Origin of the sequence: Novosphingobium malaysiense, from assembly GCF_000802225.1 — a bacterium.
Lineage (GTDB): Bacteria > Pseudomonadota > Alphaproteobacteria > Sphingomonadales > Sphingomonadaceae > Novosphingobium > Novosphingobium malaysiense.
This window is the reverse complement of record NZ_JTDI01000011.1, coordinates 1-18,766: the sequence shown is the minus strand read 5'-3', so window position 1 is coordinate 18,766 and position 18,766 is coordinate 1. Positions and strand designations below refer to the sequence as shown.

At 62.9% G+C, this 18,766-nt stretch carries 19 protein-coding genes; 7 read left to right on the top strand and 12 right to left on the bottom strand.

Annotated elements, in window-relative coordinates:
* Positions 1 to 34: 34 nt before the first annotated feature.
* The 6 genes from LK12_RS22785 to LK12_RS22760 all read right to left on the bottom strand — a co-directional run bounded on the left by LK12_RS22785 (position 35) and on the right by LK12_RS22760 (position 4,536).
* Positions 35 to 1,354: a TraB/VirB10 family protein gene (locus LK12_RS22785; protein WP_082010721.1), complete on the bottom strand. Its 1,320-nt coding sequence runs from the start codon at positions 1,352 to 1,354 to the stop codon at positions 35 to 37.
* Positions 1,351 to 2,136 carry a type-F conjugative transfer system secretin TraK gene (locus LK12_RS22780; RefSeq protein WP_082010720.1) on the bottom strand — a complete coding sequence of 262 codons (786 nt, stop codon included), beginning with the start codon at positions 2,134 to 2,136 and terminating at the stop codon, positions 1,351 to 1,353. Before LK12_RS22780 ends, LK12_RS22785 begins: the two co-directional genes overlap by 4 nt.
* Positions 2,120 to 2,776, bottom strand: coding sequence for a TraE/TraK family type IV conjugative transfer system protein (locus LK12_RS22775; protein WP_052223741.1), 657 nt, complete (start codon positions 2,774 to 2,776; stop codon positions 2,120 to 2,122). Before LK12_RS22775 ends, LK12_RS22780 begins: the two co-directional genes overlap by 17 nt.
* A gap of 8 nt (positions 2,777 to 2,784) precedes the next feature.
* Positions 2,785 to 3,051 (bottom strand): type IV conjugative transfer system protein TraL, encoded by a 267-nt coding sequence (locus LK12_RS22770; RefSeq protein WP_039290327.1) that lies wholly within the window; start codon positions 3,049 to 3,051, stop codon positions 2,785 to 2,787.
* A 137-nt stretch (positions 3,052 to 3,188) separates the two neighbouring features.
* A complete protein-coding gene (locus LK12_RS22765) occupies positions 3,189 to 3,515 on the bottom strand; it encodes a hypothetical protein (RefSeq protein WP_039290503.1) in 327 nt (108 codons plus the stop codon).
* Positions 3,516 to 3,699: 184 nt separating this feature from the next.
* Positions 3,700 to 4,536, bottom strand: a complete 837-nt coding sequence (locus LK12_RS22760) for a DsbC family protein (protein WP_231568457.1) — start codon at positions 4,534 to 4,536, stop codon at positions 3,700 to 3,702.
* 617 nt (positions 4,537 to 5,153) lie between these two features.
* Here LK12_RS22760 and LK12_RS22750 point away from each other — a divergent pair.
* From LK12_RS22750 to LK12_RS22730, 6 genes are all read left to right on the top strand, one after another.
* Positions 5,154 to 5,552: a hypothetical protein gene (locus tag LK12_RS22750; RefSeq protein ID WP_052223740.1), complete on the top strand. Its 399-nt coding sequence runs from the start codon at positions 5,154 to 5,156 to the stop codon at positions 5,550 to 5,552.
* Positions 5,553 to 5,739: 187 nt separating this feature from the next.
* Complete coding sequence (locus LK12_RS22745) at positions 5,740 to 6,153, top strand: helix-turn-helix domain-containing protein (protein WP_039290321.1); 414 nt, start codon at positions 5,740 to 5,742, stop codon at positions 6,151 to 6,153.
* Positions 6,154 to 6,164: 11 nt separating this feature from the next.
* Positions 6,165 to 6,788, top strand: a complete 624-nt coding sequence (locus tag LK12_RS24080; RefSeq protein ID WP_052223739.1) for a GntR family transcriptional regulator — start codon at positions 6,165 to 6,167, stop codon at positions 6,786 to 6,788.
* A gap of 148 nt (positions 6,789 to 6,936) precedes the next feature.
* A complete protein-coding gene (locus LK12_RS24795) occupies positions 6,937 to 7,071 on the top strand; it encodes a benenodin family lasso peptide (protein WP_156135592.1) in 135 nt (44 codons plus the stop codon).
* Positions 7,072 to 7,126: 55 nt separating this feature from the next.
* Positions 7,127 to 7,792: a lasso peptide biosynthesis B2 protein gene (locus LK12_RS24075; RefSeq protein ID WP_052223738.1), complete on the top strand. Its 666-nt coding sequence runs from the start codon at positions 7,127 to 7,129 to the stop codon at positions 7,790 to 7,792.
* Positions 7,789 to 9,573 carry an asparagine synthase-related protein gene (locus tag LK12_RS22730; RefSeq protein ID WP_039290318.1) on the top strand — a complete coding sequence of 595 codons (1,785 nt, stop codon included), beginning with the start codon at positions 7,789 to 7,791 and terminating at the stop codon, positions 9,571 to 9,573. The genes LK12_RS24075 and LK12_RS22730 overlap by 4 nt, the downstream gene beginning before the upstream one ends.
* Positions 9,574 to 9,579: 6 nt before the next feature.
* Here LK12_RS22730 and LK12_RS22725 read toward each other — a convergent pair whose 3' ends face one another.
* The 4 genes from LK12_RS22725 to LK12_RS22710 form a co-directional block, all read right to left on the bottom strand.
* Positions 9,580 to 11,742 (bottom strand): Atxe2 family lasso peptide isopeptidase, encoded by a 2,163-nt coding sequence (locus LK12_RS22725; protein ID WP_052223737.1) that lies wholly within the window; start codon positions 11,740 to 11,742, stop codon positions 9,580 to 9,582.
* Complete coding sequence (locus tag LK12_RS22720) at positions 11,736 to 14,300, bottom strand: TonB-dependent receptor domain-containing protein (protein ID WP_039290315.1); 2,565 nt, start codon at positions 14,298 to 14,300, stop codon at positions 11,736 to 11,738. Before LK12_RS22720 ends, LK12_RS22725 begins: the two co-directional genes overlap by 7 nt.
* 75 nt (positions 14,301 to 14,375) lie before the next feature.
* Complete coding sequence (locus LK12_RS24070) at positions 14,376 to 15,395, bottom strand: FecR family protein (protein WP_052223736.1); 1,020 nt, start codon at positions 15,393 to 15,395, stop codon at positions 14,376 to 14,378.
* Positions 15,392 to 15,952: an RNA polymerase sigma factor gene (locus LK12_RS22710; RefSeq protein ID WP_082010719.1), complete on the bottom strand. Its 561-nt coding sequence runs from the start codon at positions 15,950 to 15,952 to the stop codon at positions 15,392 to 15,394. Before LK12_RS22710 ends, LK12_RS24070 begins: the two co-directional genes overlap by 4 nt.
* Before the next feature lie 671 nt (positions 15,953 to 16,623).
* On the opposite strand from LK12_RS22710, the gene LK12_RS22705 reads away from it, so the two are divergent.
* Complete coding sequence (locus tag LK12_RS22705; RefSeq protein ID WP_039290312.1) at positions 16,624 to 17,085, top strand: SRPBCC domain-containing protein; 462 nt, start codon at positions 16,624 to 16,626, stop codon at positions 17,083 to 17,085.
* An 835-nt stretch (positions 17,086 to 17,920) separates the two neighbouring features.
* On the opposite strand, the gene LK12_RS22700 is transcribed toward LK12_RS22705, so the two are convergent.
* Together LK12_RS22700 and LK12_RS25245 are read right to left on the bottom strand one after the other, a co-directional pair.
* Positions 17,921 to 18,163, bottom strand: a complete 243-nt coding sequence (locus LK12_RS22700; RefSeq protein WP_231568456.1) for a hypothetical protein — start codon at positions 18,161 to 18,163, stop codon at positions 17,921 to 17,923.
* A 159-nt stretch (positions 18,164 to 18,322) separates the two neighbouring features.
* On the bottom strand, positions 18,323 to 18,766 hold a 444-nt coding region (locus LK12_RS25245; protein WP_231568455.1), incomplete at its 5' end, for a hypothetical protein.

Here is an 18,766-nt window from a genome sequence, read left to right as displayed (position 1 = left end):
AGACGAGGAACGGCATGAAGAGGGGGGTGGGGCATCAAAATTGCGATCCCGCACCGGGCTTGATTTCGAGGGAAACGCCCTCCTGGATGACGACGACCACGTCCTTGGCAGCGCCCACCTCGACGATGGGCCCCGCCTGGCGGGCAAGATCGAGGTAGAAGTCGGTGAGCTTGTCCGAGGACCTGGACAGCCCGCCCGCGATGCCGGTTTTCGCGGCATCGGCGGCATCGATCGAGCGCACCGTGCCGAGCGCTGAGGTCGAGGTTTCGCCGAAGGTGTTCTCCACCGTCTGGCTGATCCCGCTGATGGTGCCGGCTATGAAACTGCGGGCAAGGGCGGCCCCGGCCCGCGTCACCACGCGGCCCGAGAGGCCCTTCTTGCCGTCGGCATCGACGAAGAAGCCCTTGACCGGTTGGTCGACCACGGAATGTTCATCGAAGTCGACGCACGAGAGGCTCACCAGCTGGACCTCGACGCGCTCCTTGGCGAGGCTGCCAGTCGCATTGCCGATGACGAAGCACCCGGAAAGGTTCGCCTTGACGTCATTGGGCAGGACGGCCGGCGCCTGGACCCGAGCGATAATCGGCTCGGGGTTCGAGGTTGCATCGCGGCTTGCCAGGGCATCAACGCCGGTCAGGAGCCGCGCCTTCATGAAACCAGGCGGTAAATAGATCGTCCGATTCTTTTTTTTCGAGTCCGTAGCCGAACCCTCTGTGCCCTTGGCGAGCACCGGGCTTGTCGCCGAGCCGATCGCGCCGACGACCTTTTCGACTGGCGGCGCGGGCGGGGCTGCAGGCGGCAGCGGTGGTGTGACCGTGATGTTGTCGGGGATGCCTTCGGGCGGCGGCGGAAAGGCCGGAGCCTCGCCATCCAGTGCCGGAGGAAGATCGCCGGTGTCGCTAGCCGCTCCATCAAGTCCTGACGCTTTGGTTTGGCCGGGCGCCTTGCCTTCCTCGATCGCGGCGAGCCGGTCGCCGAGCAGCTTCTGGTCGTCGAGTACTTTCTTGAAATCGCCGCGCAGCTTTTCTTCGAGGCTGTCGCCGCGAAGTCCCGCGCCCATGTTGAGGGTCGATGCCTCGGGCTTGTCGGTCTCTGGTTCATCGCCCGCGCTGCTGGCGGTATAGAGCGCGTAGCCCAGCAGTCCGACGGCGCCGAGAAGTGTTGCCTGCTTGACGCGAAGGCGCGTGCCCGATCCGAGCGTATTCCAGCGCGCGCGCAGCACATCGACAAGCGAGGGATGCATCAGGTTCGTGTCGGGCCGGATATCCTTGTCGGCTTCCCTGCCCTCGGGCTTACCTTCAGACCCGCTGTGCGCTGGACGCGTGTTACCCGGGCGGCGCATGTCATTGCTCATTGCGCCTCTCCCCTGCGGATGACGACGAGGCGCGCGGACTCGCCGGCCTTGAGGACAAGCCGGTCGAGCGTGACCGCGAAGATGTTCACGCCAAGGCTCCGGTCGAGGAAGCTGCGTTCGTCGAGCGTCACGCTTGCCGCCGGGCTGACAAGGTATTCCGATGCTGAAAGCCCGGCGCCTTCGATCGCGACGCGTCGGCGTTCGGTCAGTGCAGTGCCGGGCAGGGCGGGTAGTGCGATCGTGCCCGAGGCAGGCGCCACTTCGGCGAAGCTTGCGGGCAGCCGGTCCTGCAGCATGGCAAGGCTGATAGAAACCGCGCGTTCTTCCTCGACCAGGGGGCCCAGCAGATCGGCGTTGGCCTTTGCGCGCTGGGGGCGCCCCGGGGCCAGGGTCACGGTTTGCGCCGGAATGTCCGAAGGTTCGGCATAGAGCGTGTAGATCGCGCCATTGCACGAGACGAAGAATTCCGAAGGGGTGGACACATAGCTGCGCGTGACGGCGCCCAGCTCATCGATTTCCTTCACCAGGAACTTGATCCAGGCGTCCGATCCGGCCTTTTCAACCGCGATCGCCTTCTCCGCGGAAAAGCGCACGTCCTCGATCTCGCCGCCCTCGCAGACCACATGGTTGATGTCGCGGTTGGAGAGGCGAATGGTGCTCGTCTGGTCGGGCAGGGCCATCATGGTCTGCGCCGGCGCGGAGGTGGGCGCCGCGATCATGACGGCGGCGAGCAGCGCGGTGCCGCCCACGCGCTTTGGGCTGCGCCTAGTGGGTTTCGGCATCGAACTTTTCCTCGGAAAGGCGGGTGAGCCAGAAGCGGCCATTGTCGATCGCGTAACCGATCCGGAAATTGCCCCGGAACTTGCGTACGACCCCGCCGATGATGCGCACCTTCTCGACGGGCACCACGATCTCGGTCTTGGTCCAGGTCACGGGCTGATCGGTCCGGACGTAGGTCGCGATCGAGAGCGTCGGATTGCTCGCGAGCTCGTCGAGAATGGCGTTGAAGCTGTCGCGAAGGCCGTTGTAAGCGCTGGGATGCGCAAGGCTCAGCAGTTCCTGGAACTGCCGATCGGCGCTGTAGGCCGAATAGGTCCCGGCAAGGCTGACCACGTTGCGGGTCATGGTGTGCAGGTATCCGGGCGAGGGCGTATTGCCGGTGACGTAGAGATCGCCGCCCGCACCGAATGGCACGATCACCGTGCGCTGGTTCTGGTTGGTGGTGTAGAGCAGCATGCCCAGCACCGCCGTCACCCCCAGCGTTCCGCAAATCGCGAACTTCAGGAGCCGGTTTTCCTCGAAGAGGTTGGCCGAGCCTTGCAGGTAGCGATGGATGCCAAAGCTGGCGGGCTTGCCCGCGAGTGGGTCGGGCCGCGAGCCCGCATCCTTGTTGCCTCGAATGCCATTGCGAAACAGCGCCATTGTCGGTCTCACTCGAAGAAACGGGTCTGGGTGGGACCCGGGTAGTGGGCAAAGCGCACGAGGCCCCAGCGCCAGGCGAGATGGGAGAGGAAGCCGCGCGGGCGGGCCCGCTTCCAGGGGATGAAAAGGAGAAGGGCGCCGATGAGCGTCCATCCGACGACCCCGCCGACGATGGCGGCAACGAAGATCGTCGACATGACCAGAATGAACTCGTCCGAGCCGAACCATAGGATCTGGACCGGGCCGTGCAGATACTGGGGCAGACGTTCGTCCAATGCCCTTCTCCTCCTGCTTCATGACACCTGTCGCCAGGCGCCATTTTCCAAAGGCCGACCATCGGCCTTCGGTCCGGGGCGCGGTGCGCGGGCCCCTCGGGCCAAGGGGAAAACCCGAAAGGTCCGCGCACCGCATGTCAGATCACCATTCCAAAGGTCTGGAGGATGGTGTCCGACTTGATCAGGCACACCGCGGCAACGATGGTCGGGATGCCGACCATGACGTTGGAAAAGAGCCGCGAGACGCCGAAGAGGAAGGCGGCGACGCCGCCGACAAAGCCGAGCGGGCCCTTGACGCCCTTGTTCACGACGATGTCGTAGATGTCGTAGCCAAGATCGCCTGTGGCAGGGGCCGTGAAGGCGTGGGCGCCGGTGCTGAAGAGCACCATGAGGGCGAGGGGTACGCCGAGATTAGCGATCGCATTGGGGATGGCGAGGGCATTGCGCCCGAGTTTTGGGATCATCGTTTGTGCTCCATCAGATGGGAGCCGCCCGGGCATGAGCCTTTCGGCATCGATGGAATATCGCTGCCTGCCGGCGCGTGCGGTGGGCGGCTCCATGAGCGCCGCGCGTGCCGGCATTCCGGTCCGCCGCGCCGCGGCATCGAAGGCCGGGCAGCTGGCGTCCGCCAGATAGGGGTGTTGCAGGTCAGCGCGCGGCATTGTCGCGGCTCCCGCTGTCGGCAGAATGCCCGGCCTGCTTGCCGTCGAGGAAGGCCTCGAGCTCGGCCTGCCGGAAGCCTGAGATAAGCTTGCCGCCGGCGATAAGCGTCGGCGTCCCGCCAATGCCCATCGCCTCGACCAGTGCGGCATCCTCGGCAACGCGCGCCTTGCCTGCCTCGCAGGTCAGTAGCGTTTGCGGATCGGTACCGGCGTAGATCGCCTGGAAGGCGGCGGCCTGATCCTTCGAGCACAGGATATGCTCGGCCTTCGCCGCGGATTGCGGGTGGATCTTGCTCACGAAATAGATGAGGCGGCGCACCGGCTTGCCTTCGGCGGCCTTGGCCGCCCAGAACCGGTCAAGCGCGCGGCAATAGGGGCAGTCGGGATCGGTGAACTCGATCACGGTGGGTGCTTCGATCGGGCCGATGGCCAGAGCCTTGTTCGGATCAATGAGCTTGAAGCGCTTCCTGGCGCTGGCCTCCTGGGCCAGCGCGGTCACGTTGAGACCGTCCCTGTCGTAGACCGTGCCGAAGACGATGTGGCCGCTCGCCGGGGCATAGTATATCACGCGCCCGCCGGCCAAGGCCTGGTAGATCGCGCCCTTGATCGGGGCGGGGCCGAAGTCCTCGAATGTAAGGTTGGTAAAGGTCTGGTGGAGCTGGCGCTGGGCGGCCTGTGCCGCCTGGCTCAGAATCTGGACATCGCTACCGGTCGTTGCCGGTTCTGTCTGGGCGAGGGATGGCGTCGTACCGATCAGGCTGAGAACCAGCATCGTGGCTGTCACCGAACGCCTGCGTTGGATCGTTTTGCGGGGAAGGGGCATGGGGCGTGCTCCTGATGGGAAAGGACGAGGGAAACGGGAGGAGCGCCGGATCGAGGCGGATCGTGCGGCCGAGCGGGACCAGCGCTGCGCTGGAATGCCGCTCGTCATCAGGGCCGATCCTTTCGATCGCGAAGCCATGCGAGGTGGCAACGATGCGGCTTGGCGGGCGGATGGGCGGTGGCGGATCCAACCTCGCGGCCAGGTTGCACGCCGAGAGCGGCATCAAGGGGAGCATCGCGAGAAGTGCCATGCGCATGGGGTCGGGCATCGGGCACGAGGCCTCCTTTCGCGGGAACGTTCCCGCTTCGAAAACGAACGGGGGATCATCGGTGATTGAACCAGGGCTGTGGCGGTAAGCCGGGGCTGTCGGGCCAGGCCGTTCCGTTCCCTGTGGGTCGACCATTGTCATGACGATGAGTGGGGGCGTGCTGCAAGGACGAGGGCACACAAGACCCTGTCGGGGCACTCAGGCGCCCACATCGGCACTGGAGTTCCGCCATGGGCCCTGAAAGCACCCATTATTTTGCGCAGCGCACAGCCTGAACTGCCCGATTTTCGGCCAGGAGCGTCTCAACAGAGGAAGAAGCGGCGAATCGCTGACGGGAGGTCACAGCACGATGCGCAAATCGAGAACCTACAAGCTGATGCTGTCCGCGGATGGCGTGTCGCTGTACCTTGCCTGCCATTGCCGCCTTGCCGGCCTTGTCGGCGCGTTCATTCCCTATGGGCAGACACTGGGCGTTGCCGTGAGCGTGCTGGACGGGCTTGCCCCTTGTGACATCGCGGCCGAACTCGTTACGCAGCGCTTCGCTCGCAGCTGCGGGAGCACGCCGCACTTCGTGGGGGCCACCCCGCAACTTGCCGAGCGCATGGATGCGATCCGTGCAAGGTTGGGCGAATCTACCGATTTTGCCGCAGTCCCTACGGTGCGGGACCTCTACATCGCCGGACTCCTGGGCTTTGAAGCAACGGACGACAGCCGGTTGCTCAAGACGCATTCCCGATTAAAATTGTGAAATCGCCGTTTCTTGCCTGTCTTGCATGTTTAAAGCGGTTCTTGTGGCCTCTTCAAAAGAGTGTGTGCACAAGTTCTTCTCAATTTGGAAACTGTTGTATTTGACCGTCGGCGTATAAGACACCAGCAATAGAGATTGTCGGGCCAAGCTCCGAACCTTTTTGGGCGGTTTTCAGGGAGTCCTGGACATGTCCCGATATCTCAGTGCCCAAAGCGGCCATGAATTGCTGGACGAGATGAAGCTGCTGTCCGGCAGAACCATCGAGGAGCGGCGCAAGCATGCACGCATCACGCAGCGTCAACTGGCCGGCACGATCGGCATTGGTGCGCGCTGGATTCGCGAGATTGAAGCGGGCAATCCTCGCTCGACCATCGATCTGCACATCAAGTGCGCGGCAGCGCTCGGCCTGCCTGTCTCCTACCTTCTCGTGCCGCTCCTGTTCATGGAGAGCGACATGAAGTTCCCGGTAGGCTTCATTGTCGATCACTTTGCCGGCCTCAAGGATCACACGATCAAGTGCATCGGCGACTATTATCTGGAAACACTGGGCAAGCAGGTCCGGCCTGCCGGCGATCATCCGCCGTCGGCGGCAGGCACCTGAGGTTTTCGCGCGTGGCGCCAGAGCCGGTTACCGCCGAACTCACCTACCAGCGCCTGAAGCGTGAGGTGATGCACGGCCGGTTCCGGCCCGGAACACCGGTCATTTCGCAAAGCATCGCCCAGGAATTCGGAACCAGCATTTCGCCGGTGCGCGATGCCATGCAGCGCCTTGCCGCTGAAAGGCTGTTGCACCACCAGGCAGGGGGAGGGTTCGAGGTCCCGCACTTCGAAGCCAGTGCCCTTGCAAACCTTTATGCATGGCACCAGGACGTCGTGCGCCTTGCCTTGCGGCACCGCGATTCCGGCGCTGACGCAGAAGATCTGCTGCCACGCCTGCTGGCGCTGCGCGACGACGATCCCGAAGCCATTGTCCAGGCTACGAGCGACCTATTCGCAGTGGTAGGTCGTTCGTCACGTAATGGCGAACATGGCGCGGCAATCGAGGCTATCGGCAGCCGACTCCACCTCGCGCGCCTACACGAAGGGCAACTCGGTGATCGTTCAGCTGAGCTCGTGACGGTCTGGAGCGCTCTGAGTTCCGGTCCGGCTTCGACCGCGATCGCGGCGATACGCGCCTATCACAGACGCCGGCTACGGCGGGTGCCTTCCATTGTCCGCGCTATTTATGTCCCTTGAAAGACGGGCGTTTTAGGGTGTCTGGGATCGGCTATAGGCATGCCCCCGCCATCCCTCCCAGATTGGGAACTTATGTGATCGGGTATATGCACGCCCGGGCATAGCATCCTTCAGGCCGCAATCCCGCGGCAGACTGAAGGAGGTTCCCATGGAACGTGAAACCCAGCACATCGAAGAGGGTGTGATCGAACTCGGCGCGGTCAGCGAACGCACCGAGGGCAACGGCGACGTTGCTGCCGACCAGGTCGGTCTTCGGATCCAGACCGGCATTTCCGACAACTGACTTCTACCCGCGGTGCGCACCTTCGGGGGCGCACCGCTCCACAAGGGGCGTGGGCATGGGCCTGGTTCTGGCACAAGGCGTTTCGTTTGCCCGTCTCGGTGAACGCGCCATCTTTCTCGATCTTCGCAGCGACCGGTATTTTGGCCTTTCCGTTACCTCCGAAGTGGCCTTCTTACGGCTTATGGACGAGCGCCCTCCGGAGGATGGAGATCCCGCGATACTGGATGGCCTGGTGCGCGATGGCATTTTGGAGCAGGTAAGCGGGCAGGGTTCGATTCTGCCCTTCAAGCCTGCATTTCATCCTGCGACAAGTCTGCTCGACGCAGAGCGGTTGCCCGTCGGAGCGTGGCGGCAGGCGCGCGCGGCCTGGGCTCTCAAGCGCTCCCAGCATGAGCTGAAGACGCGCCCGCTCTCTGGTCTCGTCAACGAGCTATCGGCATGCCGGCTCGAGTACGATGTCGAAATGAACATTTCCGAGGATGCGAGGCGGATCTGCTGGGCTTTCGAAGCGGCGGGGCTATTGGTCACGCCCTTGCGCAATTGCCTGTCCCGTTCGCTGGCGCTCGCCGGTACGCTGCGTGGCAGGGGACACGCCTGCGAGCTCGTGATCGGCGTTGCGATCAATCCTTTCCAGGCCCATGCCTGGGTCCAGGCCAGAGATACGCTCCTCAACGATAGCCTCGAGCGCGTTCTCCAGTTTACGCCGATCCTGGCCGTATGAGCCGACCGCGCTACATCGCCTGGATCCTGCCGCATCCTGGATGGAAGTCGCCCGAGATTGATGATGCGATTAAGCGCGCGCAGCGCCTCCTGGGTCCTGATGCCCGTATGATCTCGTCAGGTCGCCTGCGCATGGTGACCGGCTGCCCGGTCGTGACTTCGGTTACCAGCGAGGGTGAGGTGATCCTGCTCGGGCAGGTCTTTTCCGGCCTTGGCGACACCAGCCTGGCTACGCTCAAGTCTTTGGCTTGCGACGCTGTTCTGAAATCCGCCGGCGCCTCGCTGGTGCGCGAGTTCTGGGGCGGATATGTCGCGTTTGTCGTGCGCGGTGAAGGCAGTGAGATTTCCGTCATCCGCGAACCCTCTGCCTGCATGCCCTGCTATTACCACTTGCAGGACCGTGTGACGGTCATCTCCTCGGACATCGACATTGCCAGCCAGTGCGGGGCACTGCCCCTGTACATCGACTGGGAGGAACTCGCCGTCCATCTCCAGGCGAGCCAACTGCGACGGGCACGAACCTGCATTCGCGGGCTGACCGAACTGCTCGGTGGAGAGCGTCTGTCCATCCACGCCGAGCATCCGGCGATCGATGCACTATGGTCGCCCTGGACTTTCTCGGCGCGCGATAGGCAGATCTTCGACGAGGAGCAGGCGGCCTCGCTCCTGCGCAAAACGATCGTGCAATGCGTTCGGTCGCTGACCTTGCCCTACGAGCACATGGTGCTGACCCTGTCGGGCGGGCTCGATTCCTCGATCGTGGCGGCCAGTCTGTCAACGATCGGCGCGCGCTTCACCGGCCTCACCATGGCAACGCAGGAACCGCTGGGCGATGAACGGCGCTATGCGCAGGCGATGGCCAGGGCCTGCGGTGCGCCGCTCGTCGAAAGGTTCGAGGATATCGATTCGGTGGATCTGACGCGATGCGACAGCGCGCACCTGCCGCGCCCGATTTCACGCGGCTTCGCGCAGTCGATCGACCGGGCCTGCCAGCAGCTGGCCGATGAAGTCGGGGCAGGGGCTTACCTCGGTGGCGGCGGCGGGGACAATGTGTTCTGCTACCTCCTTTCCGCGGCTCCGGCCGCCGATCATCTGCGGCGGGGCGAACCGCTCGCGGCCCTGGTAACCGCCCGCGACCTAGCGCGCCTAGGGCAAACCAGTGTGCTCCATGTCTTGGGCAAAGCCATGCGGCGGGCCTGGCTGCGCTCCCCCGGCTTTCGCTGGCCGCGCGATCTGACCTTCCTGAGCGAGCGGATCAGGAATAGTTCTCCGGCACGCCTCGATCATCCCTGGCTCGTTGCCCCGCGTGGGGCGGCACCGGGAAAGGCCGGGCACATCGCCTCGATCATGAACATCCAGAACCATCTCGAAGGCCTGGCGCGCGAGCGGGACCGCCCCATCATCTCCCCGCTGCTGGCCCAACCAGTCGTCGAACTGTGCCTGCGCATCCCGGCATCGCTGTGGTGCCGGGGCGGGCGCGATCGCTGGATCGCGCGGCGGGCCTTTGCCGATCGCCTTCCTCCTGAAATCCTCGATCGCCGCGAAAAGGGCGGTCCCGACGGGTTCGTGATGCGCGTTCTTGAACGGGATCGCGGCCGGATTCGTGATTGGCTCTGTCAAGGTGAACTGGCCAGGCGAGGGCTGCTGGATATCGAAGCCCTCGCTGCCGCCCTCGACGGCAATGCGCCGCTGACGGGGCAGGCGTCCTTGCGCATCCTGAAATTGCTCGATGTCGAGATGTGGGCGCGCAGTGTTCTGTCTCGGCAGCAAAGTGCGACCTGACGGCCATCAGGGCGTGTGGGTTGTTGCCAGGCTTTCCCGCATTTCGCGCCAGCGCCGCACATCATCCGATTGCGGTACGTCCGGTCCGCCAAGTTCGCCCAGCCAGAAATCGAACCAGGCCAGGTTGCGCTCGTAGATGGCGAGGCGATGGGCGGGCTGTGCCTTGGTGTGATATTCTCCCGGAAACACGAAGAGGTCCACTGGAGCGCCGTGATCGTGCAGGAGCGTGTAGGCATCGAGCCCCAGCAGGGCTTCGTGATCGGCGAGCTGCATGAGCAGTGGGACCCTGATCCGCCCGGCATTCTCGGCCAGCGACAGCGCCTTCCAGAAGGCCGGATCGTCCTTCGCCAGCGAGGGATAGCCTGCGCCGCGCAGCTGCGCATAGAAGGCCGGCCCACCGGTCACGCGCATGGACACCGGCCCCATGCAACACGATGATACGGCCGCGGCTGCGAACGTATTGGGCGCGTTGACCAGCGCGAACTGCACCGTGGTTGCCCCATCGCTAAGGCCGGTAATGCCAATGCGCGCAGGATCGATGGGCACTTCCTTTTTCGCCGCGGCAATTCCCGCCAGCACCGAGGTAAGGGTGCTCCACCTCTCGCGCCAACCCTTGGTGTCGGCGGCTTCGGCCTCCTGCCAGGTTCGCGCCGTGCCGGCAGGCAGGCTTTCGTGGAACATCGGCGGGGTCTGCACGCTCAGCACCGCAAAGCCATGGGCGGCGAATAGCCAGATCGGATATTCATCGCCCGTGCCGCCTCGCAGGAAACCCCGGGTGATGTATTGGACGACGATGAGGGGAAGCGGCTTATTGCCGGCATAGCCCGGCGGCAGCACGAGATCCCCGAACGCCGGCAAACCATAACGATTACGCCAGTAGAGGCGCTTGGTCCGCCCGAGCCTCAAGTGCTGGAAGACCGGGTTCGGGTCGTAGATCACCGTCTCCTTTCCCGTGCGGGTGTCGATGCTGACGATCCGGCGGGGCTGGCGCGTGCCTTCGCGGGCGCACAGCAGGTGTTTTCCCGTGAGCGTACAGCCCATCAGGATATCCTCGGTTTCGAGAAGGCGGCGCGCGGCGGCTCCGGGCGCCCATCGGTAGAGTACGGTCCTGGCGTCCGCCCAACCTTCCCGCTTCAGGAAAAGCACGGCGGTGCCGTCCCAGAACAGCGCTTCGACATCGCGCTTCATGTCGCGGCAGGCGGGCGCGGTGCATGCGACAGCCGGCCCGCCAGAATTTTTGAGCCAGATGGTCCGGGGACTCATCAAGAGTTTCGGGTCGCTGGCGGTGGTCCAGATAAGGGTGCCGTCGCGGCTTTGCGTGACATTCGAGGAACCGGCCGGAAGGCCCTCGAAAGTTGGCTCTCCCAGAATGTGCCTCTCGTTTTCGGTGGCAGGGCGGACCTTGCCGGTCGTGAGATCGACCGCGAGGTATTCGAGCGGTCGTGGTCCGGAAACAGCCGGTTCCATCCCCGAGAAGGGCGTTGTTCGAGCGTCGAAGTGATACCCGCCAAGGCCCTCCTGTTTTATGGCCTCGTCGGCTTCCAGCACGCCGGTCTCACGGGTGAAGAGCACGCTCTTGCCGTCAGGGGACCACCCGGTGTCGGCGACATCGACATGCGAGTGGGTCACCTGGTGACTTTCGCTGCCATCGGCGCACACACGCCACACTTGCGTGATGCCGTCCACGCGCTTGCGGTAGGCGATCCATTTGCCATCGGGCGACCAGGCCGGGCGGATCACATCGGGTGCGCCTGTGTTTGTGCGGTTGCCGCGAATATAGCGGATGACGGGAATATACGTGCCGCCGGTGTCCACGACCCGCGGTTCAGGCGCACCTAAATCCTGGACAACGAGGGCCTGACACCAGGCGTTGCTCTCAGGATCGGCCCGTGTGATCACGTAGCCGATCCTGCGCCCGTCCGGTGCGACACCGAGGGGGCTCTTGCGAGCAAAGCCGGTGTAGAAGCCAATGTCTCTGAGCCTCACGAGATCCCCGGCAGAGACGGTCCGTTGGGAAGGCGAGGCGAACGGGCTTGCCAGCACGCCCGCGCAAGGATCCCGGGTTCCCCGGACGCCGGCCTGCGCGGCGCCCGGGGTGGCAGTGAACGCGAGGAAAGCGGCGGCAAGGGACAAGGCCGCCGGCTTCGGGCAGGAGGCGTTCGCTACCATTTCTTGGCAAGGCTCAAGGCCAGCACCCGCCCGAACGGCGAGTAGTTCGTCGAATCGTAGGGGGCCTGATAAAGCCGGGGCGAGTCGATCAGATCGGGTCGGGTATTGAGCGCATTCTGGACGAGCAGCCCGATGCTGAGCCCGCTCAGGGTTTCGTTGCCCGGCCCCCACTCGTAGCGCAGGTTGATATCGAACGTGGTCATCGAGCCGATGCGAACCGAGGGCGCAGTACGGATGTCCTTGACCGGGCCGATGTAGTTTCCATTGAGGGCAGCGGTGAAGGGCCCGTTCTCCCAGGTGACGCCGAAACGTCCGCGAAGATGGGGCGGATTGAAGATGTTGCCGGCAAGGGCGGCGCTGGGCTGCAGCGGGCTCGATTGCTGCCGGCTTTCCAGATACGAGGCCGAGGCGTTGAACAGCAGGCGGCCCGCCGCGCCGACATCGGCCTGGTAGCGCAGCGATCCATCGACGCCCTGGACGACCTGGCGTGCGATGTTCTGATAGTTGTTGGTGACGATGGCGACGACCGCGGCAGGATCGTAGCCCGCCGGAGAATAGTCGTAGAACAGGGCATCGGCGAGCGTGGCCTGCTGGTCGGCAACCGAAGGGTCGAAGGATACCTGGTCCGCGTAGACGGCGTTGCTCAATGCCTGCGAGAGATAGGTGACTGGTTGCAGTACCCTGTCACGGTAGTGCACATTGAAATAGCTGATCTCGAAGCGGAGATTGGGCACTGCGACCGGATGCGCCGCGAATGTCACCGTCCAGGTCGATGCCCGTTCCGGCTTCAGGTTCGGGTTGCCACCGGTAACTTCCAGCACCTGGGCCGACGAGGGGTAGCTGCCCCCGCCATAGTAGACTGCGGCATCGACCACCGCGACCTTGTCGCTGTAGCCCTGGTAGAGCGTGGGAGCCTTGAAGGATTTGCCCCACGAGGCCTTGATCTCGAAGTCCTGAGTGGGAGCCAGGATCAGGCCGAGCTTGGGTGTCGCGATCCGGTCGATGCCCGGATAGTCCTCGTAGCGCACGGCCGCGCTTACATTGAGGCGGTGGAGGAACGACAGTTCGTCTTGCGGGCCGACAAGCGGCAGGTTCAACTCGGCAAAGCCGTAGTAGCTGTCCTGCGAGGCCCGGATGTCCTGTGCCGCGCCGAGGGTGCGGAACCCGTGAAGGTCGTTGTTGCGGTATCCCGCGCCAAAGGCGATCCGGGCATCCCCGCCGCCAAGAGCAAACAGCCGTGTCTCGCCCGATAGCTCGATTGCCTGGGCCTTATTGCAGTAGCACCCTGCCGACTGGAAGATAAGGCCGCCGCCGCGGTAGACATTGGCGAGGTAGTGCGTCCTGTCGACGCCATACATGCCGGAAAGCGTGAGGCGCGTGGCGCCAAGGTCGAGGGCCAGTTCGGGCGCGATGGCATAGGCGCTCGACTTGTCCCGCCGGTAGTTGCCTGCCACCTGAAAATCAGGATCAGTCGTCGAGGCGTAGCTGCGCTCGGTTCGACGCCGGTTGTAGAGGGCATCGACCGAGAAGGTCAGCGAACTCGTCAGTTCCTGGTGCGCGCTCACAAGGACGTTGTGGCGCTTGATGGACGGGAACAGGGTGAGGGCGGGGCGGTCCTTGGTGTAGTCCCGGTGTCTCCCCATGAGCGCATTGTCGCGTTCGAATTCGTAGGCGACGATCACCCCGCCCGAATTCCAGACCTGTCCTGCCGTCGCGCCGTATTGCTGCTGGAAGCCGCCGCCCTCGGTCGATCCTGCAATGCGCGCGCTGATCCCGACGCCATCGTAATCGGACTTGAGGATAATATTGGCAACGCCGCCAACCGCATCCGAGCCGTAGAGCGCCGAAGCGCCATCGGCCACGATCTCGATACGCTCCACAGCCGCGAGCGGAATGGCGGAGATGTCGATGCCCTGATCGGCCGCATTGTAGGTCAGCCGGTGGCCGTTGAGCAGCGTCAGCGTGGCGTCCGAACCCAGACCGCGTAGGTTGATCGAGGAGGCGCTGCCCAGGCTGTTGCCCTTCGATTCGGGGACAGCAAAACCGATTCCCGGATTGGTTCCGCCCCCGAAATTCTGCGGGATATCGCGCACCACATCGGCCATGCGGGTTTGGCCCGCATTGACCATGTCAGCGTGGGTGATGCTGATGGTGGGCGATGCGACTGGCGCGCCGCGCACGCGCGATCCCGTGACGAGGATTTCTGAAGTTGTCTCGGCGGAGCTGATGCCGGTCGGGCCTGAAGCGGCAATCTCGCTCACGAAAATCGTGCCGTCGCGGATTTCCGCGCGAAGGCCGCTGCCGCGCAGGAGTTTCTCGATCGCCTCGCGCGGGGTGTAGTTTCCGTGGAGGGCAATGGCCCGCTTCCCCTGGATCGCTTCGCTGCGCACGACCAGTTCGAGGCCGGCCTGGCGCGCTACGGCGCCAAGGGCGTATTTGAGGTCCTGTTCGGCGATGTCGTAGGTTTGCGCGCCCCTATCCTGTGCGCAGGCTGCTTCCGTGGTCGCCAGTGCGAGAAGGGCCGCACCGGCCAGAAGAACTGCGTGATTTGCTCTCATGTCTAACCCCCTGTTGATCCGCCGCTTCCAAAAGGGCGGCTTCAACGGGGGGAGACCGGGAGGCGCGAAAAGTGGTTAGTTGGCTTTGATCAGACGAAGCCGTCCGGGGCGGCTGCGATCTATCGAAAGGTCGAGGATTTGCGCCAGTTTGCGGGCCACGGAATCTGCACTCAAAAAATTTATCTGGGCGAAGATTTTTTCCTGACCGATGGCGGGATCGGCCAGTTCGATTTGCACTGCGGATTGTCGGTTCACGGCGGCGATGATCGTGGAGACCGGTACGTCGTCGAAGGTTTGGCTATCCATTTGCTGGTCGGTGGCGTCCGCAGACGATGCAACACGCGCATCATGCCGGATGCTGGCATCGGCTCGGATGTCCGGCGCGTAAGAGACGTTTTGCCCCGGCGTCAGTATGACATTGCGCGGGCTGCGATCCGGAGCCGCCTTGGGCATGACCACACGAATACGACCGCGGAGCAAGTGAACCGCTACCTGTTGCCCCACCTCAACCTCGAACACGGTACCCAGTGCCGTGACGCTGCCACCCTGCGCCATGACAACGAAGGGGCGTGAGGCGTCGTGCTTGACGTCGAACCGGGCTCGACCGGCCAGCAGATCGATGCGCCGTTCCTTCGCGCTGAAATGGGTAACGAGCCTCGTCGAACCAAACAGGATGACATGCGACCCGTCGGCAAGTTCGACCGTTTTCTGGCCAGGCGCGGAGTAGGAGATACTTTCCACGTCCGTCGGTTCGGGATACGGTTTTGCGGCCTTTAACTGTAGAAAGACCGCCATGCCTGCGGCAGCGAGAAGGGCCAGGGCGGCCAAGGCCAAAGGCGTTCCAGGATGCCAGATGGCCGGAGCCTGTTTGGGTGCGACTGCGTCCTGCAGTTCTGGAAGCATCCTGGCCGCAGTTCCGGCGCGTCCCAGGCCCGCGACCATCCGGCTATAGGTGGCGCGGTGCTCCGGGCTGCGCTCCATCCATCGCTTCACCCGCGGTCCATACCGGTGTGGGTCGTCGATCATGAGCATGACCCAGCGCGACGCCTGCCGCTCGATCCTGCGCGTGCGAGAGAACCAGGAGGCGATGCTCATCGCTCGCCCCGATGCCGGTCAACATGTTCGATTGCTCTAAGCATATGCCATTTGACGCCCCATACCGTCATGCCGAGCTTACGGGCGATCTGCTTGTAGGTGTACCCCTCGACGCGGCTGAGCAGGAAAATCTTGAGCGTTCGCGGCTTCAGTTTGCGTAATACCTCGTTGAAATGGTCCAGTTCCTCCCGTCCGACCAGGTCGCGATGCTGGTCGTCAGGGGCAGTGAGATCCCTGGCATCGGCCAGTTCCACAGATCGGTCGGTGATTTTGGTCGCCCCGCGTTCGGCCCGGTCAATCAGGAGATTGGTGGCTATGCGTCGCAGGTAAGCCTGCGGGGTCTGGATTTGCGTTTGGTCGGCGGCGCGAAGGAAACGAACGAGGGCCTCGTGAGCCAGGTCCTCGGCATCGCACTGGGATTTGAGCTTCGAGCGAAGGAAACGCACGAGGGCAGGGGCCTCGCTGCGATAGATGTCATCGAACGCGGAAGAGTCACTCCATGCCTCGTCGGGCCGGGGCAGCCGGATGGAACCTTCCTGGTTGCCCCCGGCGCGCATCAGTTCGCGGCCCCGGCGAGGCTGGCATTTGCGTTCTTAAACTCTTGCCGTCTGCAGCTCTGGTCCATGCGTCGCGCCTATGTCCACTCGGGGCGACGGCCAAAGCCGGATGTTGGAAACCTGTTCACCACAGGCGCATGCGCCTTTACCGGCAAGCCGGCTGGACATGCGCGCATGCCACCCGGCCTCAAAAAGCTGAGTGCCGAGCAAGGTGAAGGGGTTTCCACGCCCCATTCCCGTTCTGTTTACGGGAACATTTGCAGAATGGACTGATGACGGAATCGAGACAAGCCCAAATTTTTCAAAGATTCATGTGAGGCGAGGGGGCTGATCCGAAACGTTGGCTGCGGAGGCGCGATATGGCTGAACAGGCATTTTGATGTTGCGGGGCAGATTCCGGATCCGACCAACTCTCGCCGTGCCGAGGCAGTGGCGGTACGTCGGCTTTAGCCAATACCGGCCATTCCACGCGCTTCGTTCCGTCGATCGCTGCAGCCGGCAATGCCGCCGTTGGGAGCCTCAAATCGGCTTCTCAATACGGTCATACGTTCATGCGGTTGGACCCGGTAACGAATGGCTGATTTTTGGTCAACGACCGGGCGTGTTCAAGGTCGGCAAAGTCAGGGCGCGCCGCCATTGAACCGAAGAGGCTACTGGCGCAGAAACGATCCATGAGGATAGATCGAGCATCGCGCTGGATGTTTGCGCCCGCAGACCGAATCTATCGCGCTCTTACAAACCCTGCCGCAGTTCAGGAATGGCTTCCACCGGAGGGCGCCCGGCGATTGGTGGAGGCGTTGGAACCGTGGGCGGGTGGAGCATTTCGAATGACGCTGATCTTCGAAACACCCGGAGCAAAGGGGACGCGAAAATCGTCACTGACGACCGACTCCGTAATGGGCGAGTTTCTGGCCCTGATTCCAAACGTTATGGTACGGCAACGCTTTGAATTCGAATCTCAGGACTCCTCCGTTGCAAGTGCTATGATGATGACGTGGACGCTTACATCGGCAGGAGGTGTAACGGACGTCACAATCTGTGCGAACAACCCTCCTGACGGCATTAACGAGGTGGATCACGAGGTTGGCATGGCATCCCCTCTCGCCAACCTTGCCAAGTATGTTGAGGGATAGTGGCAGCTATGCCGTCGGCTCCGGAAAGGTTGGTTTCTGATTAAATGGTTGAAATGCCGCTTTTGCGCTGAACGTTCGATCACTGTTGGCAGTCGCTTCGCTTGGCTGAAGGCCGGCGAAGTCGGGGTTAGCGGTGAGGCAACCGGAGGGTAATGCTACCCTTCCGGCGGGTGCTGCGGTGAGTTTTCCCGAGTGGATATCTGCGGGATTAATGGCCCGCCATGGTCTGCTTTGGGCTCTCACTGATGGCGCGCCACAGGCTTCACAAAAGCGCGACGTAACCGTTCCCCTTGCCGCGCACAATTGACTGGACCCAGGGCTTAGGTCGGCCGAAGTTGCAGAGCAGCGTCATCGCGGTAACAAAACCCCGCGCACGCGACCCTGTCATGTCTGTATACTCCGAAGCGAGGGCGACTAAATGAGGTTGTCCAGGGCCAGGTATGCGCTAAAAAAGCGCCGCTCCTTTCCGCGAAGGGGTGTGCAGCGCATGTGGCACTAGGTCAGTGCGCTAGGTCAGTGCGTTGTAGGGAAGGGGCAGGGTTTCAGTCCTGCCCCTTCTTCCATTGTTCAATCGAACCCATGGCTCGGTCGGGTCGTCACGATAGATCGTTTTGGGCCGCCGGTGGCGGGCAGAGCCGATGCTCACTGGTGCTTAATGCACCGAACCCGCCGTGGATGCACTGGTATGATGATGTGTACTCACGACGGGTCCGCCAAGGGCATGTCAGCAGCTACCCTTGGTCGTCCAGCCTGCAAGGGGAAGCAGACTAACGGGTCCAAGTAATGGCCAAATTGCGGTGGTCAGCTAAAGCCTCAGGAAGTGAACGTCTGGCCCCTAAGCTGGCACACCCGTAATGCTGGAAACCGAGCAGGGCGTGATGGTCCACACCTCCTGCCGGGTTCTTCTGAGTTGGCAGAGGCGTCGGTCCGACTGCCAAAGTTCTACGTTTCGATCTGCCGCTTCGCTTCGGGCGATGATGAGCGCTTCTGCGGCATCGGGAGCTCGAAACTCCAATGTCTTTGCGACGCCCACGCCATCATCCTCGAACTTTAATTTGTAACTGATCAGGTTCTCCATCGAATGGCTCCTCTCTCCGCGACCCACTATGGGGCGGAAAATTGGAGAGTCGAGTCGAGAACACTAGTTCGCGAATCGTTCGCAATAAAAAACGGCTACTAATGGGCAAGTGAACACTTTTGAACATTCGGCACAGGTTGAGCAATCCTACGCAAAAGTTTACGGGTAATAGAAAATGTAAAGTATGAGGAATAGTTGCAGCCTTACAAATTCTAAAGTACTCGTATGGAACGGTGAGCGGGGGTCGTAATGCTGCTTGCACATGAGATTTTGGTGGCTGTTCTTGGCACGCTCGGAATAGCCACGGCCTGCACCAGCGTGCTCCAAGACAATATCAACACCAGTTGGAGGACTGTCGTGGGCCTTGCGGGGATTGGAATGTTCGGGCTGGCCGTATTCGTGGTGTAGAACCAAACTAACCCGCCGTTCGCTTTGACGGCCTGTCCGAAAATTCTGGTTTCCGGTTAAATCCATGGGAAACGGTCGTACGTTTGGACGGTCGATTGATCGGCGCTGCAAGGGAACTGTTTCACATTTGATGCGCTGAACGATGTCGGCAGCTTTTGAACCGCGCCGGGTTTGCCGGAGGCCCCAACTCCTGAG